General features: G+C 30.1%; 22 protein-coding genes and 1 pseudogene. 3 read left to right on the plus strand and 20 right to left on the minus strand.

The features are described 5' to 3' along the window. Window positions 1–248: 248 nt before the first annotated feature. The gene (locus JQN76_RS01935) at window positions 249–1,238 is read right to left on the minus strand and encodes a PTS sugar transporter subunit IIC (protein WP_001822575.1); all 990 of its coding nucleotides are present in this window, start codon (window positions 1,236–1,238) and stop codon (window positions 249–251) included. On the opposite strand from JQN76_RS01935, the gene JQN76_RS14125 reads away from it, so the two are divergent. Then, the gene (locus JQN76_RS14125; RefSeq protein ID WP_011446983.1) at window positions 1,189–1,329 is read left to right on the plus strand and encodes a hypothetical protein; all 141 of its coding nucleotides are present in this window, start codon (window positions 1,189–1,191) and stop codon (window positions 1,327–1,329) included. The two genes, JQN76_RS01935 and JQN76_RS14125, sit on opposite strands and share 50 nt — an antisense overlap. Window positions 1,330–1,487: 158 nt before the next feature. On the opposite strand, the gene JQN76_RS01940 is transcribed toward JQN76_RS14125, so the two are convergent. The 3 genes from JQN76_RS01940 to JQN76_RS01950 all read right to left on the minus strand — a co-directional run bounded on the left by JQN76_RS01940 (window position 1,488) and on the right by JQN76_RS01950 (window position 4,366). After that, window positions 1,488–2,165, minus strand: coding sequence for an ABC transporter ATP-binding protein (locus JQN76_RS01940; RefSeq protein ID WP_000911017.1), 678 nt, complete (start codon window positions 2,163–2,165; stop codon window positions 1,488–1,490). A 12-nt stretch (window positions 2,166–2,177) separates the two neighbouring features. Beyond that, entirely contained in the window at window positions 2,178–3,227 is a 1,050-nt protein-coding gene (locus JQN76_RS01945) for an ABC transporter permease (RefSeq protein ID WP_000477926.1), read from the minus strand. 248 nt (window positions 3,228–3,475) lie between these two features. Continuing rightward, window positions 3,476–4,366, minus strand: coding sequence for a 5'-nucleotidase, lipoprotein e(P4) family (locus tag JQN76_RS01950; protein ID WP_001033882.1), 891 nt, complete (start codon window positions 4,364–4,366; stop codon window positions 3,476–3,478). Window positions 4,367–4,949: 583 nt separating this feature from the next. On the opposite strand from JQN76_RS01950, the gene brnQ2 reads away from it, so the two are divergent. After that, a complete protein-coding gene (gene brnQ2 / locus JQN76_RS01955; protein WP_001836652.1) occupies window positions 4,950–6,257 on the plus strand; it encodes a branched-chain amino acid transport system II carrier protein BrnQ2 in 1,308 nt (435 codons plus the stop codon). A gap of 237 nt (window positions 6,258–6,494) precedes the next feature. Next, a complete protein-coding gene (locus tag JQN76_RS01960; RefSeq protein ID WP_000659770.1) occupies window positions 6,495–7,319 on the plus strand; it encodes a formate/nitrite transporter family protein in 825 nt (274 codons plus the stop codon). 214 nt (window positions 7,320–7,533) lie between these two features. On the opposite strand, the gene JQN76_RS01965 is transcribed toward JQN76_RS01960, so the two are convergent. The 16 genes and pseudogenes from JQN76_RS01965 to JQN76_RS02040 all read right to left on the minus strand — a co-directional run bounded on the left by JQN76_RS01965 (window position 7,534) and on the right by JQN76_RS02040 (window position 17,050). Continuing rightward, on the minus strand, window positions 7,534–7,932 hold the full coding sequence (locus JQN76_RS01965) for a DUF4064 domain-containing protein (RefSeq protein WP_000415675.1): 399 nt from the start codon (window positions 7,930–7,932) through the stop codon (window positions 7,534–7,536). 155 nt (window positions 7,933–8,087) lie between these two features. Further along, window positions 8,088–8,462, minus strand: a complete 375-nt coding sequence (locus tag JQN76_RS01970) for a DUF4467 domain-containing protein (RefSeq protein ID WP_000822160.1) — start codon at window positions 8,460–8,462, stop codon at window positions 8,088–8,090. Window positions 8,463–9,075: 613 nt separating this feature from the next. Further along, complete coding sequence (locus tag JQN76_RS01975) at window positions 9,076–9,564, minus strand: TIGR01741 family protein (RefSeq protein ID WP_000141986.1); 489 nt, start codon at window positions 9,562–9,564, stop codon at window positions 9,076–9,078. Window positions 9,565–9,574: 10 nt separating this feature from the next. Further along, window positions 9,575–10,072, minus strand: a complete 498-nt coding sequence (locus tag JQN76_RS01980; protein ID WP_000575680.1) for a TIGR01741 family protein — start codon at window positions 10,070–10,072, stop codon at window positions 9,575–9,577. A gap of 10 nt (window positions 10,073–10,082) precedes the next feature. Further along, entirely contained in the window at window positions 10,083–10,583 is a 501-nt protein-coding gene (locus JQN76_RS01985; protein WP_001836703.1) for a TIGR01741 family protein, read from the minus strand. A gap of 516 nt (window positions 10,584–11,099) precedes the next feature. Further along, a complete protein-coding gene (locus JQN76_RS01990) occupies window positions 11,100–11,492 on the minus strand; it encodes a DUF5084 family protein (protein ID WP_001836699.1) in 393 nt (130 codons plus the stop codon). Between the two features lies 1 nt (window position 11,493). Then, entirely contained in the window at window positions 11,494–11,883 is a 390-nt protein-coding gene (locus tag JQN76_RS01995) for a DUF4064 domain-containing protein (protein WP_000413102.1), read from the minus strand. 17 nt (window positions 11,884–11,900) lie between these two features. Beyond that, window positions 11,901–12,275: a DUF4467 domain-containing protein gene (locus JQN76_RS02000; RefSeq protein ID WP_001836701.1), complete on the minus strand. Its 375-nt coding sequence runs from the start codon at window positions 12,273–12,275 to the stop codon at window positions 11,901–11,903. Between the two features lie 14 nt (window positions 12,276–12,289). Beyond that, on the minus strand, window positions 12,290–12,763 hold the full coding sequence (locus JQN76_RS02005) for a DUF5083 family protein (protein ID WP_001836700.1): 474 nt from the start codon (window positions 12,761–12,763) through the stop codon (window positions 12,290–12,292). Between the two features lie 299 nt (window positions 12,764–13,062). After that, on the minus strand, window positions 13,063–13,554 hold the full coding sequence (locus JQN76_RS02010) for an antitoxin YezG family protein (protein WP_001836702.1): 492 nt from the start codon (window positions 13,552–13,554) through the stop codon (window positions 13,063–13,065). 10 nt (window positions 13,555–13,564) lie between these two features. Then, window positions 13,565–14,062, minus strand: coding sequence for a TIGR01741 family protein (locus JQN76_RS02015; RefSeq protein ID WP_047210378.1), 498 nt, complete (start codon window positions 14,060–14,062; stop codon window positions 13,565–13,567). 10 nt (window positions 14,063–14,072) lie between these two features. Then, on the minus strand, window positions 14,073–14,573 hold the full coding sequence (locus JQN76_RS02020) for a TIGR01741 family protein (RefSeq protein WP_001836752.1): 501 nt from the start codon (window positions 14,571–14,573) through the stop codon (window positions 14,073–14,075). A gap of 358 nt (window positions 14,574–14,931) precedes the next feature. Beyond that, window positions 14,932–15,045 (minus strand): annotated as a pseudogene (locus tag JQN76_RS02025) (DUF5080 family protein); the annotation flags it as partial. A gap of 104 nt (window positions 15,046–15,149) precedes the next feature. Further along, window positions 15,150–15,833: a DUF5079 family protein gene (locus tag JQN76_RS02030; RefSeq protein WP_000208404.1), complete on the minus strand. Its 684-nt coding sequence runs from the start codon at window positions 15,831–15,833 to the stop codon at window positions 15,150–15,152. Between the two features lie 214 nt (window positions 15,834–16,047). Next, window positions 16,048–16,539 (minus strand): TIGR01741 family protein, encoded by a 492-nt coding sequence (locus tag JQN76_RS02035; protein WP_000142039.1) that lies wholly within the window; start codon window positions 16,537–16,539, stop codon window positions 16,048–16,050. Window positions 16,540–16,549: 10 nt separating this feature from the next. Beyond that, entirely contained in the window at window positions 16,550–17,050 is a 501-nt protein-coding gene (locus tag JQN76_RS02040; protein ID WP_001008483.1) for a TIGR01741 family protein, read from the minus strand. Window positions 17,051–17,058: the final 8 nt, after the last annotated feature.

Here is a 17,058-nt window from a genome sequence, read left to right on the forward strand (position 1 = left end):
ACCGTTATATCAATGATATTTGTTTATAAAATACGCATAATTTCGTAAAAAGTAAGTTCATTCCATCGCGTAAAAGGCACTTGAGAAAATGATATATGTTTATACAGTATGATATTTGTCGACTATAAATTATGACATTTTTATGTCTTATACTTTTCTATAAAAAAAACGTGACTCATTATCGATTTTTACATCGACTGAATCACGTTACTATGTTTTATTTGTTTTTACTATTCAATATGATGATGCTATGCGTCTACTGCACCTCGATTAATCATGTCTTGCTTAGTAACAATTGGATATTTTTTAAATACAATTGAACCAAGATAACCTGCAAGCGCACCTACAATCGCCATTACTACACCATAAATTACAATAGTCATTGGATGATTAAATCCAAACATAACTAAAAATCCTGCAATCGGTGTAGCTGTACCTGTCGCATCGTTAATTAAACCTGACATAGCAATAATTAAACCAGCAATCGCACCACCAAAGAAATTTGTAATATAGATTGGAATTGGATTGGCTGATACAATATCTGCTTGTGATAAAGGTTCAATACTTACTGCAATCGTAGACTTACGATCACCTAATTTTAAGCGATGGAATAGCGTCCCATTCATAAATGCCGAACTAAATGCTGCCATGGCACCAATAGCCATAGGTACACCCGTTAAACCTAATAATGCTGTCAATGCCATTGAACTCAATGGCGCTGTGCCGACAACCGTGATAATACCACCTAAAATGATACCCATGATAATTGGATTCGTATTCGTACTACTTTGGATAATATCACCAATTCGAATCAATGTACTATTCACTACTGGCGTTAATAATACTGCAATAAGACGAGCTAATGGTGCTAAGATGACAATCGATCCAATTAAGTCGACACCATCCGGCACATATTTCTCTGTATATTTCATCACATATCCAATCATATAACCCGCAAAGAAACCTGGTAATAAATCCATACCACCGCACGCGGCTGCTATAACTAATGCATATACTGGTGACACACCGATAGCTAATGCTGTTAATCCAGCGGCAGCGACACCACCTAGACCTCCCGCAGCGTCTCCTAGCTCTTCTAAAAATTTAATACCGAATACTTCGCCACCAACATATTTATTAAATGCTTCTACTAAAAATGTTGCGATTGCTGCATTAGCTAATGCTCCCATGGCACGCATACCATTAGGCGCTTTATATGTAAATAATGTAAAAATCACTAAGACCAAAAATAAAAATAAAGTACCTATCAATAAATCCATAACCATTGACCCCCATTACGATAATTTTATATTCAATCCCCATATTTAAATATTGAATACTTAGAGGCCATTTTACTACAAAAAATATTATATTTCACGGAATATTTCTAATTTCCGATAATAATTATTATTAATTGAATGTGAAAGTTTATTCAAATAATACATAAACATAAAAATACCGGCACATGATGTACCGGCTTAATAAAACTATTCTACTGTTTCATTTTCAAGATTAAGGACGCCATCTTTCATATGATATGAACGATCACAATATGCTTTAAGTCGTTCATCATGTGTAACAATAATACATGCTTTCTTTCTTTTTTTGGCTTGATCACGTAGAATTTTAATAACTTCAATCGCATTTTCAGTATCTAACGCCGCGGTAGGTTCATCCGCTAAAATAATCGACGGATTCGTATACAACGCTTTGGCTATCGCCACACGTTGTTTCTGACCACCTGAAATTTCTGAAGGTAACTTATTAAGCAATGATGTTAGACCTAATTGTGACATAAGTTGCTGATAGTCTTCATTAGACATAACATTCTTATTTTTCTTTTTCAATAATGTAAATTGTTGCTTTACCGTTAAAAATGGTACAAGGTTTGTAGCTTGTAAAATAAAACCTATTTCAGACATTCTAACTTTTGCCAATGCTTTTTGCTTCATTGTCGTAATATCTTGGTTATTGATTAAAATGTGCCCAGATGTCGGTGTTTGTAAAGCACCTGCCATAGTTAGAAATGTACTTTTACCAGAGCCAGAAGGTCCAACCAATGCTATAATATCACCTTTATTTATCTCAAAATTTGTATCTTTAACCGCTTCAATGTTACGATTCCCATCTTTAAATGACTTTGTTACATTTTCAAATTTCAACATTTGCTACACCTCCTACCCGATCGCCTTTAACGGATCTATTTTTCTAATTGTTAAAATGGAGAATAAACTTCCTAATACAGAGACAATCATTAACACAATTGCAAATACGAGCAATGTTAGTACATCGAATTTGACAGGTACTGCATCAGGTAAAAATGCACCTGTAACGCCTGTTAACAGTAAGCCAAATGCCGTACCAAATAATGCTAATATGAGCGTCTGCGAAATAACTACGTTCGCTAAATAGCCATTCGTAAATCCTTGAGCCTTTAATATGCCAAATAAACTTGTTTTTTGTAATGTCATGACATATAAGAAAATGCCTATAACTGTAGCTGAAATGACAAATAAGAATGAAATCATAAAGTTTAATGTTAAGTTCTGCGGTTTATAACCTGGTAAATTTTCAATAAAGTCATTAATACTTACCGCTTCAAGCTCTTGGTTTAATTTTTTGTCTTTCCAATTTGAATCACGTACAACAACTGCATTAATTTTATCTCCAGTCAATCTAGGATTGATCTTGGCAATGGTAGCGTCATTCGTGAAAATGACTGGTGACGCATTATATTTTGCACTTTCTGTAAAACCTACGATATGCAATTTTTCATCTGATTGAGATAGTGATAATGTGTCGCCAATTTTAAATCCTTTATTTTTAAGTGTTTCATCAGCTAACACTTCATTATCTTTAGTCGCTTTATGCCCTTCTATTAAACTCGGAACTAAAAATGATGACTTTTCAACACCGAACACTAAAATATTGTCTTTTTGATGGCCATTAGACACAATTTCCCCTGTTTGCTTCAAAGTAGCTTGCTTCTTGTATTTATTTTCAATATCTTTCTTGTTAAAAACAGATTGTTGCACAGTTTGATTGGCATCTTTATTTAGAACAATGGCATCTGCTTGCCACTTATCAATGCCTTCTTTATTCATATTGATAAGACCATTCGCCAATCCAGATAATAAAAATAGCAAGTAACTAATCATCGTTAACACACCAATAATTAGTCCAAACTTCAATTTGTTGCGCCGTATTTCATTCCAAGCTAAAAACATGCATTTCTCTCCCTACTACTATGATTTAAACATTGTTTATATTCTTAGATGCACGTACGTCGTGTTGCGCTCTGTAATGTTATACATACACTTATCCTTCATTATACCCGAACTTTTTATATTAAAAGCAAATTTATGGAAAATGCAATTAATTGTCTATTATTTTTGTACGGTACATTTAAAATTAAGGATCAATTTAAAAACGCCTACATATACCTTTAAGTACATGTAGACGTCCAATTCATATATTATTTAACTTCGCCTGTTTTAGGATCGAATTGCTTAATAGCATTTTTACGTAATTTATCTTTTGCTTTGTCACTTGCTTTATAGTTATTGTTGTAAATCGTAGCTTCCCAACTACCATACATTGGGTTAGGGAAAATGATATATTTCTTACCGAAATCGTCTTTATGTTTTTCAATTAATGCTTCACGAGATTCAGCTGTAGCTTCTTTTGGATCTGTAAAGTCTAATAAATTATCTCCAAATAGCATGACAAGTTTATGATCCTTTTGAACCATTTGTCTGCGTGATTCTTTACTCTTATCATCTTTACCTTTTAGTAAAATATGACTCTTCTTAGCTTGAGGGATACCTTGTTGTTTTAAGTTCTTTTGTGTTGCCTTTAAATCTTTTTCTTTATCTCTATCAGAAATATAGTAGATATCGACACCTTTTTTGTCAGCATATTTCAAGAATTCTTTTGCGCCATAGACAGGTTTAGCTTTAGCAGCTTGTACCCATTCATGCCAACCTTCTGGGAAAGGTTTATTATGTATTGATGCATAGCCTTGATATGGAGAATTATCTAAAACTGTTTCATCTAAATCCAAAGCAATAGCTAACTTATGTTTACCTTTATTCTTTTTAATCTCTTTATCTAACTGTGTCTTTGCACTGTTATAACCTTGTAAATATAATGCTTTTGCTTCAGCTGAATTTTGATACCAAGCCACTGCCATAATATTTTGATTACCAAGATTCACCTTTTGCGATGCTGGTATAGAAGCTTGTTGCGTTTGTTGAACTTCAGCAGAACTTTTGGCAAACGCTGTAGAATTTGTTGTTTGTGGTGCTGAAACTGTAACCGCTACCGATAATGATGCTATTGCAATATACTTTGAAATTTTATTCATCTTATCACCTCATGATTAATATTTAAAATACAGTTAAAATTATAAATGCATTTATTTAATATTGCTATACTATGAAAAGATATTTAATATTATTTCTTGAAAAGCTAACAAATATGTGAACATTTCATATAAGCATGATTTAATGGGAGACCTATCACATGAGAGAGATTTGTGATTTATCACGTAATAAACTTAAATTCATTTGAGTGACTAGGCCTTCCTATCAGACATATTCACTCATCCACGTATCATTATGTGTACAGTGTGCTATCTCTTATTTACCTATTGGAACAACCATAAACTCATCCATAGTTTACCTTTTATAAATAGCAGTCCTCACTCTTACAATTTCTCATAAAAATCACAACGCTCCAACGTATTTCCAACTTACTTTCACCTATTTTAATTCATAAAAACGACACTTTAATTGTCATTATCCAATAATAGCAAGACGTTATTATTGCAATCTTTTTTATAAAATAATAGAATCATAGTATTGTCATTTAAAGATAAAGTAAGAACGTTTTTATTTTTCAGATTTTTTAAATTATTATGAATATCTAGTTTTAGGAAGGAAATTACATTGAAAAAACAAGTTATTATTTCGGGCCTCATGTTATTTTCACTATTTTTTGGAGCCGGAAATTTAATATTCCCGCCCATGCTTGGCCATATAGCGGGTCAAAATATGTGGATTGGGATGCTAGGCTTTGCCCTTACAGGCATATTACTCCCCTTTATTACTGTTATTGTTGTTGCATTTTATGATGAAGGTGTTGAAAGTGTAGGCAATCGTATACACCCATGGTTCGGATTTATTTTTGCTGTCGTAATTTACATGTCTATCGGAGCATTTTACGGTATTCCACGTGCTGCAAATGTCGCGTACGAAATTGGTACAAGACACATTTTACCTGTGCACAACCAATGGACTTTAATTATATTCGCAGCAATCTTTTTTGCCATCGTTTACTGGATTAGTTTAAATCCATCGAAAATCGTTGATAATTTAGGTAAATTATTAACACCGTTATTACTATTAATGGTCGCTCTATTAAGTATTGCTGTCATTTTCAACCCTGAATCTGCACTAAGTGCACCTAAGGATAAATATATAACACATCCTTTCATTTCAGGAAGTTTGGAAGGCTATTTTACAATGGATCTTGTTGCTGCGTTAGCTTTTTCCGTTGTCATTGTCAATGGCTATAAGTTTAAAGGCCTCACAGATCGCATGAAAATTTTAAAATATGTCTGCTTTTCAGGTCTTATTGCAGCCATATTACTTGGAATGATTTACTTTGCACTTGCATACGTTGGGGCATCAACAGCTCCAGGAAACTTTAAAGATGGTACAGATATATTGACGTACAACTCATTACGAGTATTTGGTTCGTTCGGTAACCTCGTATTTGGAATGACGGTTATTCTTGCATGCCTAACAACATGTATAGGACTCGTCAACGCTTGTGCAACATTTACTAAGAAACACGTACCTAAGTTTTCTTATAAAATATTTGCACTTATTTTCTCTATCATAGGGTTCTTATTTACAACACTTGGTTTAGAAATGATTTTAAAAATTGCTGTACCATTATTGACTTTAATTTATCCCGTGTCTATTGCACTTGTACTGATATCATTTGCTAACATGTTTAGCACATTCAGATTCAGTTGGGCCTATCGACTCGCAACTGTTATTACATTGATTATTTCAATTTTACAAATACTAAATAGTTTTAACTTATTACACGGTGTTATTTTGAAATCGTTTATGATGTTACCTTTAGCAGATATCGATTTAGCTTGGCTTGTACCATTCATGCTCTTTGCTATTATCGGTTTCATAATCGATGTATTTATACGCCGTCCGAAACAAGCTACAACTTAATAAATGCTCACTGCCTAGTAATGATTGACCCATCGTTACTAGGCTTTTTGTATGAAAATCTGTATTTATTCATTGATACTAACTGACGATTAATTATTTTAAAATAAATGATTTGTTAAAAAATCCTAGCTGTTATTCAAAAATATTAGTTTTTAAAATTAATTTTTGTGAAATTATTCACAAATAAGACGATTCATAGTATACTCTGATTAACAAATGAAAAGTGAGGATGTCATTGTGAAGGAGAAACATATTAAATGGGATAAAATATTTTATGGGGACGACTGGGTAAATAACGTAGTCGAAACAATAAGAACAAAAGATATATTACAAAGCGTTTATTTAAAACGTTATTTATTACGCGCGATGATGGCAGGATTTATTATCGGTATTATTACGGTCTTCGTGCTATCAGTTAAAGCAACACACGAACCAGATTTACCACCAGGTATAGTGAATATGGCCAGCGCCATTACATTCAGCTTTGCGTTAGTACTCATTTTATTTACAAACTCCGAACTACTAACCAGTAACTTCATGTACTTTACTGTAGGCCTGTATTATAAAGTAATTAAACCGACTAGAGTATTGAAAATATTTTTATTGTGCTTTGCAGGAAATATTTTAGGTGCTGCCATTTTATTTAGTTTCATGCGTTTTTCAAATGTAATGACGCCAGATATGTTAAATCAGTTATCAGCAGTTATAGAGCATAAAACGTTGTCTACTGGTTTTGTAAGTATATTAATGAAAGCGATATTCGCCAATTTCTTTATCAATATTTCATTAGTTATTGCCATGCAAATTGACGATGTACTCGCAAAAATGTTTGTCATGATGTTCGGTGTTACCATATTCGCCTTTATGGGTTATGAACACGTCGTTTACAACAGTTGCTTATTTATGGGTGGTTTAATTTATCAAGTTGATACATTGCACTTCATACCAGCTATTTCGAATATCGCTGCGGCTTTTATCGGTAACTATATTGGAGGCGGACTCATTATAGGTTTATTCTATGCTTACTTGAATGATCATCATCAATTTTATAAAAATAATTAACTATATTTGAACAATGCGTTAGTCGATGCCTTTAATATTTAGAAGTGCATTGTCTAACGTATTTTTTTAAGTTCGTCAATGGTTTTTGTCCGATGCTATGAGCATTATCAAATACAAAATGCTCTCTTAAAAGCAGTTATTGACTGAAAATCTACTTCTAAGAGAGCACTTTATTTAATCGGTTAAGAAATCTTGAAATTTCAATATACGATGTTTATGATAAGTCGCTTATTTCATCTTTAGGCTTGTTATTAGTAAGTAGTTTAATACCACTGATTAACCATAAAGCAAATGTAATTATGTTACCACTTATTACAGCTCCAATAATCAACAATATACCACTCATTTTTTTGTTTTTAGATGCTTTAAACATACCGATTGCACCTAAAATAATTGAAATGATTCCAAATATGAATAGGGATAAGAATAATACAGTGAAAATTGCTGCTGCTGTTTCTGCATCAACTGGGTCAACCTCACCATTAACTGTTGTTGACACATCTGTAGTCATTACACCTGATGCTGCTAAAACCATCAATAGTAAACTAAATACCGTTGCTAAACCCTGAACAACAATTCCTATTATTGTCATTATTTTGATCGATTTTTCCATTGTCTTACTCCTTTATTATTATTATTATTTACAAACTTGCGTTTGTGTTCTTATATATAAATGTTTAAATTTATATCGTGTTTATTTTAAAAATTATTGTCGCTAAAGCTCATTTACTTTTTGAAACTGGTTAAAAGTTTTAAAGAAAGCCTACGTTAATCTTTTTCCACTTCTACATTTTCATCTTCATAATCTGCTTTATGGTCTTTCATATACTTAATTGGGTCTATTTCTCTATTGATCTCTGCCTTACCATCTTTTATTTCATATGCGAAATAATACATTTTTTCACGATCTTTATACAATTGAATACCAATAATAATGACTTTACCATCTTTATAAACATGTGTATTACTGTCTTCTTGTTTAATGTCTGTTTTAATAGTGTTTTGTACTTTCGAGGCAATTTTATTCATTTGATTCTGTTCTTTGTACACTTTATCAATATCTTTTTGATACTTTTCACCTTTATTAGAACAACCTGCCAATATAATTGCTAACATTAAAAATACTACCAATATTCTTTTCATCATTTTTCTCCTTAGATGGCTGTCATTTTCCACACACTACAATACTGATAATATGCTTTATCATTGTGATGTTTGAACAATGTTTTGCCAATTGTTATCAACTTAAAATTCGTTTAAATGTTTGACGCAAGATTTTGATTAATTATGATATTAAAGTCTTCTTAATATAAACATCTATTTCAGTGTTAATTTACAACTATCTACTGAAAATTATGTCATCATAATAAATTATGCAATAACTATTTGATACCTTTACATTGCTATGTATCTCTAAAAATTGCCTCCTATATATTTATTCAATTCCCAAATATTTAACTATTTATAATTATAGTAAAAAACATTTTAATAGTATATACTTTTCTCATATTTTTTTGATATAAGTTTTAAAAAATAAGTCGATGTGCATCAACTTTATAAAATACACTACAATAACCTTTTCAATTAATGGCAATTTTAAATTTATATCGTGATTTATTAATTAGTTAAACTCATTTATACATATGATGTATGGATACCGAGAAGCTAATAGACTTTTTAAGTTGCAAATAATCTTATCGTTTACCTTCTTCTTTGAATCAAATGTAAAATTGCACAGCCTTCTATAACATGTCTGCTACTCTTGCTCTTTAATACACTTCTCTACTTCTTTAACTTTATTAATTTCATATTCCGTTTCTGGTAAAATTCCAAATTTTTTATACATATAGTAGTTTTCCTTTCCTGATGGACCAAAACCTAATTTAATCCAATCTATATAATCAAACGATACTTTCAAATTACCCTCTCTTGTAAAATCAAATTCACATGATGTCCATGGTTCAAGACCTTCTTCTTTAAATGCATTTCTTAACTTCTTAAACAATCTATATAAATCCGTCCACAAATCATAAAATACTTTTTCAGAGACATTATACTCTCTAGGGATATATGTGTAATAATTCAATTCATCGCTACCTGGTTTAGTATAATTAAAAACGACCTCTCCACCTTCATCATCTACATAAGCAATTGTATATACTTTTTCCCACTCTACTGGTATCATCCCACTAATCTCATTCGCAATCTTGTTGTATATTTCACTTAGTTTTTCTTCGAAAGTCATGTTATCTCCCCTATAGTTCAGCTTCTTCTTGCTCTTTAACATAATCTTCTATTTTTTTAACCCTATTTATTGCATATTCTTTTTCAGGCCAAATTCCAAACTTTTTATACATGTAATAATCTTCTCTTCCCATTGGTCCAAATTCTGAATTCATCCAATCAATATAATCAAAAGATACGTTTAATTTACCATCTCTTGTAAAATCAAATTCACATGATGTCCATGGTTCTAAATCTTCTTTAAATAAATCTCTTAACTTCTTAAACAATCTATATAAATCCGTCCACAAATCATAAAATACTTTTTCAGAGACATTATACTCTCTAGGGATATATGTGTAATAATTCAATTCATCACTACCTGGTTTAGTATAATTAAAAACGACTTCTCCACCTTCATCATCTACATAAGCAATTGTATATACTTTTTCCCACTCTACTGGTATCATTCCACTAATCTCATTCGCAATCTTGTTGTACATTTGACTTAGTTTTTCTTCGAAAATCATATTATCGCCCCTATAGTTCAGCTTCATCTTGCTCTTTAATATATTGCTCGATTTCTTTAATTTCTTCCATTTCATATTCCATTTCTGGTAAAACACCAAACTTTTTGTACATATAATAATTTTGACGGCCCAATTGATCAAACTCTGTATTGATCCAATCTATATAATCAAATGAAACTTTTAATTCACCTTCTTTTGTAAAATCAAATTCGCATGATGTCCATGGTTCATATCCTTCTTCTTTAAATATATTTCTTAAATTTTGAAATTGTTTATACAACTCATACGCTGAGTCCATAAATTCTGATTCCGATATATCATATTTATTTAATACACTAGTATAGTAGTATAATTCATTACTTCCAGGTTCTGTGTAATAGTAGAACACTTCTCCACCTTCATCATCTACATAAGCAATTGTATATACCTTTTCCCATTCTACAGGTATCAACCCACTAATCTCATTCGCAATCTCGTTATACATTTCACTTAATTTCTCTTCGAAAGTCATGTTATCTCCCCTAATCTCTACTTTAATAATAACGATATATTTATAAATACATTCAAATAACTTGAAATTCTATTTTTACAATTCAGTAAAATCTAAATATATCCATCCATTTAAATTTTCATCCTAAATTGGTTCATCATCTTTAAACTATATAATCGACTTGTATCCATGAGAGTTTTTATTTACAATACTCGTTTCTATTTTTCGAAAATGGAAACAGACTCGTGATTTTCAACGCAAATAAATGAAGGTACAAATTTAACAAACTGGTTTGAGTTATTCATGTTTATCTATCCTTCATTTATCGTTATTAAAATTTAGATTTCCTTTCTAAACCATTACATTTTCAGTTGGAATTTTTATATTTTATTATTGTAAAAATCACATTTTACATTCATTGTCATTATCTTTTTATCTTCAAAGTATTTGAGTCATATAGATTCAACTACATCTATTTATGTATAAATCATTAGGACGGATTTCTTTTAAACCTGTCCCATTTTAAATTAATATATTCTACTGCTTTAATCTTGATTGCTGTATTTTATAAACGAATACTGTACCGATTGTAAATAAAATGATAGCAATAATGAATAATGGTATTCCAAACATATTAAAAGATTCACCGTAAAGTTTTATTCCAATTTCCATAAAACTAGCTTTCATTACGAAGTAAAATAAGATAGACATAAATATAAATACTGCATATGTCCCAATGATTGATAAAATTATCGTTGGTTTTGATATAGATTCAAGTGCTTTAGAATTTTTATGCGGCGTATAAACAAATAGCCACATGACATTCAGTGCCAACATTCCAAAGCTACCTAAACATAAAATAAATCCATAAACACTTGTTAAACTTAAAATCCCTGCAATTGTTAAAAGTATCCACCAAGTATATTTCATGCTATGACACTTCTTTTCCTATTTTGTTATATCTTAAAACAGAAATCCCACTTATTAACCAAGCAATAAATGTTAATAAATTGGCACTGATCACTGCACCAATAATATACAAAATGCCACTCGCTTTATTATTCACAAACAACTTTTTCATAGCTATAATGCCTAATAAATCTGAAACTAAAGAAACAACAAATAATATTGCGAATATTGTCACGAATGTTGCTTGAGCAGTTTCTGGGCTTTGTATAGTTTGTTCACCATTAACAGTTGTGGTCAATTCTGGCTGTATAATGCCTGTTGCTGATAAAATTAAAAATAATAAAAATAACAATGTTAAAAAACTTTGAATAATAATTCCAATTAAAGACGTCACTTTGATTAATTTTTCCATTTTCCTACTCCTTTAAATTATTTTACTTTAATATCTTTATAATCTGATTGGTGTTCTTTCACGTATGTTTTAGGATCAATATCTCTCTTATAATAAATTTTGTCGTTTTTAAACTCGTAAGTCGCGTAAAACATTTGATCTTTATCTTTAAATAACTTATAGCTTATGATAATTAATTTGCCATCATTAAATACATAAGTATTTACTTTATCCTTATTAAATTCAGGATTAACTTCATTACTCTTTTTAACCATCTCTTTATGAGTTTCTTGTTGAATTTTCATTACTTTATTAATTTGACTTTGATATTTATTTTCATTTTGATCATTGCCACAACCATAATTGATTATACTCATCATTATAATTAACAATCCTATGCATAATCTTTTCATCGGTTACTCCTTAATTATCTATTTTTAATAAAAAAGTCTTTCAACTCTATGGGTTTGCGATAAGGTTTTATAAAAAATTCCCAAAAGTGATAGGCCGGCTGTCCGGATTTTTTATTTTCTCTAAATGAGCGAACATGTATAAATCTAAAATAGCATGCAATCGCATATAATCCAGGAATCATATACAAAATCGACAGTACTTTTGTAACTTTCACTCTATTAGCCAATTCAATATTATTTTGATCGTATTGATAGTTTTTCAATAAAATAAAGTAAAAAATAATTTCTAACAAAATGGTAATTGCATATGCAACCATAATTGAAATATAACAATAAAAGCTTACTCTATCGCCAAAATCCCTACCATACTGCAAACGATTATTAATTATACCTGCAATAACTGGTGGAAATGCTAGCAAAATCATCATTGCAAATGGAATAACTTCAAATGATAAAAATATTTTGTTTATTTTCTTTATTTTTTCCATTACTACTCCTTTAATTGGTTAATTTTTCAATAGCAGAAGCTATTGAATTTATTGCATTTTCTAGTACAGATAAGGTACTACCTAATGAATTAACATCATTTTGCATCTCGGTAATTTTATCGATGAGTCTATCAACATTAGGATCAATATTTTTTATACAATTTGTTATTGAGCCACTTATGAGTTCATTCTCACTTTAATCTTCCAATTTCGAATGATTCTTCCTAGAAATATCAACAATTTTAAATTGCAGCAAACTAAGATTAAACAAATCTTATTGCTTAACCTCATTCCTATAATTAACTTTCTTGGCTTTTAATATATTGCTCGATTTCTTTAATTTCTCCCATTTCGTATTCCATTTCTGGTAAAACACCAAACTTTTTGTACATATAATAATTTTCACGGCCCAATTGATCAAACTCTGTATTTATCCAATCTATATAATCAAATGATACATTCAATTTACCGTCTCTTGTAAAGTCAAATTCGCATGATGTCCATGGGTCAAGACCTTCTTTTTTAAAAGTTTCTCTTAACTCATCAAACATTCGATAAACTTTAAACCATGAATTCTTAAAAATATCTTTTGATACATTGCAATCTTTAGGTATGTCTGAATAATAATTTAATTCATCACTACCTGGTTTAGTATAATTAAAAATGACTTCTCCAGCTTGATCAGTTACATAAGCTATTGTAAATACTTGCTCCCATTCTACCGGTATCATACTGCTAATCTCACTCGCAATTTCATTGTACATTTCACTTAATTTTTCTTCGAAAGTCATGTTATCTCCCCTATAGTTCAGTTTCTTCTTGTTCTTTAATATAATCTTCTATTTTTTTAACCCTATTTATTGCATATTCTTTTTCAGGCCAAATTCCAAACTTTTTATACATGTAATAATCTTCTCTTCCCATTGGTCCAAATTCTGAATTCATCCAATCAATATAATCAAAAGATACGTTTAATTTACCATCTCTTGTAAAATCAAATTCACATGATGTCCATGGTTCTAAATCTTCTTTAAATAAATCTCTTAACTTCTTAAACAATCTATATAAATCCGTCCACAAATCATAAAATACTTTTTCAGAGACATTATACTCTCTAGGGATATATGTGTAATAATTCAATTCATCACTACCTGGTTTAGTATAATTAAAAACGACTTCTCCACCTTCATCATCTACATAAGCAATTGTATATACTTTTTCCCACTCTACTGGTATCATTCCACTAATCTCATTCGCAATCTTGTTGTACATTTGACTTAGTTTTTCTTCGAAAGTCATATTATCGCCCCTATATTTCAGCTTCATCTTGCTCTTTAATATATTGCACGATTTCTTTAATTTCTTCCATTTCATATTCCATTTCTGGTATAACCCCAAATTTTTTATACATATAGTAATTTTCTCTAGCTAACGGACCTAAGCCTAATTTAATCCAATCAATATAATCAAAAGATACGTTTAATTTACCATCTCTTGTAAAGTCAAATTCGCATGATGTCCATGGTTCATGTCCTTCTGTTTTAAATAAATTCCTTAAATTCTTAAACAAGTAATACAGATTCATCCATAAATCATCAAATATTTCTTCCGAAACATTATAATCTCTAGATATATCCGTGTAATAATTCAATTCATCGCTACCTGGTTTAGTATAATTAAAAATGACCTCTCCACCTCTATCATTTACATAGGCTATCGTATATACTTGCTCCCATTCTACTGGTATCATCCCACTGATCTTATTCGCAATCTCGTTGTACATTTCATTTAGTTTTTCTTCGAAAGTCATGTTATCGCCCCTATATTTTCAAAATAGATATTAGTTTCATTTCCGTTAAATAAAAAGCACTAAACAACACCTCTACGTCGCTTAATGCTTCTTCAAATTAATATTACTCATTTCATACCTAAATTCACTAATGGAACTAAAATAACTGCAACTATTGTTACGATAACTGGAATTCCAAATAATTTCGAGTCTTTTTTAGTATTATATTATTTGTAAATAATAACCATAAAACTCCTGCTCATTATTTTGTCTTTCAATTTATTTAACTATTTATAATTATAGTAAAAAAGATATTAATAGTATATACTTTTTTACCATTTCGTAAATAAAAATTTACCAACACCTATATGTAATACAATTATAATAATCTTGATAAAATCATATTCAGAATAAATAACCAACAACTGAAAAACATTAGATTTATTACAACAAAAGCAAACGTTCCTTTTCTAATTCTAATAATCAAATCCCATTAATATCAATCCACTCAAATTCTTTCACATCATTGAGTAAAAAATAATGTGTTGAAGTTGATTTTTTATATAAGTATACTCCAACAGTAATTTATAAAATTATTTAGTCATCATCTTCAGTGTTTAATTCAAAAATATAGAATCTACTGTATTGCATAATAAATTGAAAGGCTACAAATTGTGTACAAGCAATAATAATGATACTTACCATTATGACAAACTTGGATTCTACGACATTGGGAACCAATATATATTCGATAATTCTTTCAATATATATAAATGAGCTCAACGCGGTTAATAATAAACCGAAATGTGTTTTAGTTTTACCACCCCAACGTTTTGTTACTTTAGGTAATTTTAATAACGTGAACATTCCGCCAATTACTAATAACAAATAGCTAATTATGATTGAAATAGTACCCATTAACCAATAATTAAATAAATCATAATGATTTTGCACAGCAACAAAATAGTAAAGATTACATGTTGCAAATACTGCGGTGATAGTAGTTAGCACATTTATAACAACTAAAAATCGGGCATATATTTTTTTATATTTCTGTGCGCTTTCCTTTTCGAAATCTATAAATCTAATCCATTGAAGTAAACTAATTACAATAATTATTAATTCTATAATTGTCGTTATCTTTAAATAATTTGGAAACCTTTCATAATCTAAACCAAAAAAGAAAGTTAGACATGAAAAAAGTATCATAAATAATGATGCTAAACTTAAGGCTTGTCCACCTGGCTTTCGAAGAATGTCTATATTTTCCTTAGTAGTCATATTTACCTATCTCCTATACATTGATTTTGTAATAGCATATTAAGTATTTAAATTTATAAGTACTTAGATTCTTTTCGATTAAAAGTATGAAAACCTAAAATTATCTTTATATTATTATTTGATGAGCATCAACTTTACGGTCTCTATTGCTTTTTACTTAACCGCTAAAAAAGACTAAACAAAGCTTTATTGTTTAGTCTTACATTAAGATAGTTTATTCTTCCTGTTCTTTAACATATTGCTCGATTTGTTTAACCTCCTCCATTTCATATTCCGTTTCTGGTAAAACACCAAATTTTTTGTACATATAATAATTTTCACGGCCTAATTGATCAAACTCTGTATTTATCCAATCAATATAATCAAATGAAACTTTTAATTTACCTTCGCTCGTAAAATCAAATTCACATGATGTCCATGGTTCAAGACCTTCTTCTATAAATACTTCTCTTAGTTCCTCAAATTGATCATGCAACTCATATACTGAATCCATAAAGCTTGATTTCAATAAATTATACTTCTTTATCACACTTGTATAGTAAAATAATTCATCACTTCTTGGTTCAGTATAATTGTAAAACACTTCTCCACATTCTTCATCGATATATGCCATTGCATATACTTTTTCCCACTCTACCGGTATCATGCTACTAATCTTATTCGCAATCTCGCTATACATTCCACTTAATTTTTCTTCGAAAGTCATGTTATCTCCCCTATTGTTCAGCTTCTTCTTGCTCTTTAATATATTGTTCGATTTCTTTAACTTTATTAATTTCATATTCCGTTTCAGGTACAATTCCAAATTTTTTGTACATATAATAATTTTCTTTTGCTATTTGTCCAAATTCTGAATTCATCCAATCTATATAATCAAAAGATACGTTTAATTTACCGTCGCTTGTAAAGTCAAATTCACATGATGTCCATGGTTCAAGACTTTCTTCTTTAAATATATTTCTTAATTTTTTAAATGATCTATAAAGTTCCATCCATAAATCATCAAAGACTTCTTCTAAAACATTATAATCTTCAACGATACTCGAATAATAATACAGCTCATCATTTCCGGGCTTGGTATAATAAAATATAACTTGCCCACCTCCATCGTCCACATATGCAATTACATATACCTTTTCCCACTCTACCGGTATCATTCCATTGATCTCATTCGCAATCTCGTTGTACTTTTGACTTAGTTTTTCTTCGAAATTCATGTTATCTC

This window comes from Staphylococcus sp. SM3655 (assembly GCF_016917315.1).
GTDB lineage: Bacteria > Bacillota > Bacilli > Staphylococcales > Staphylococcaceae > Staphylococcus > Staphylococcus aureus.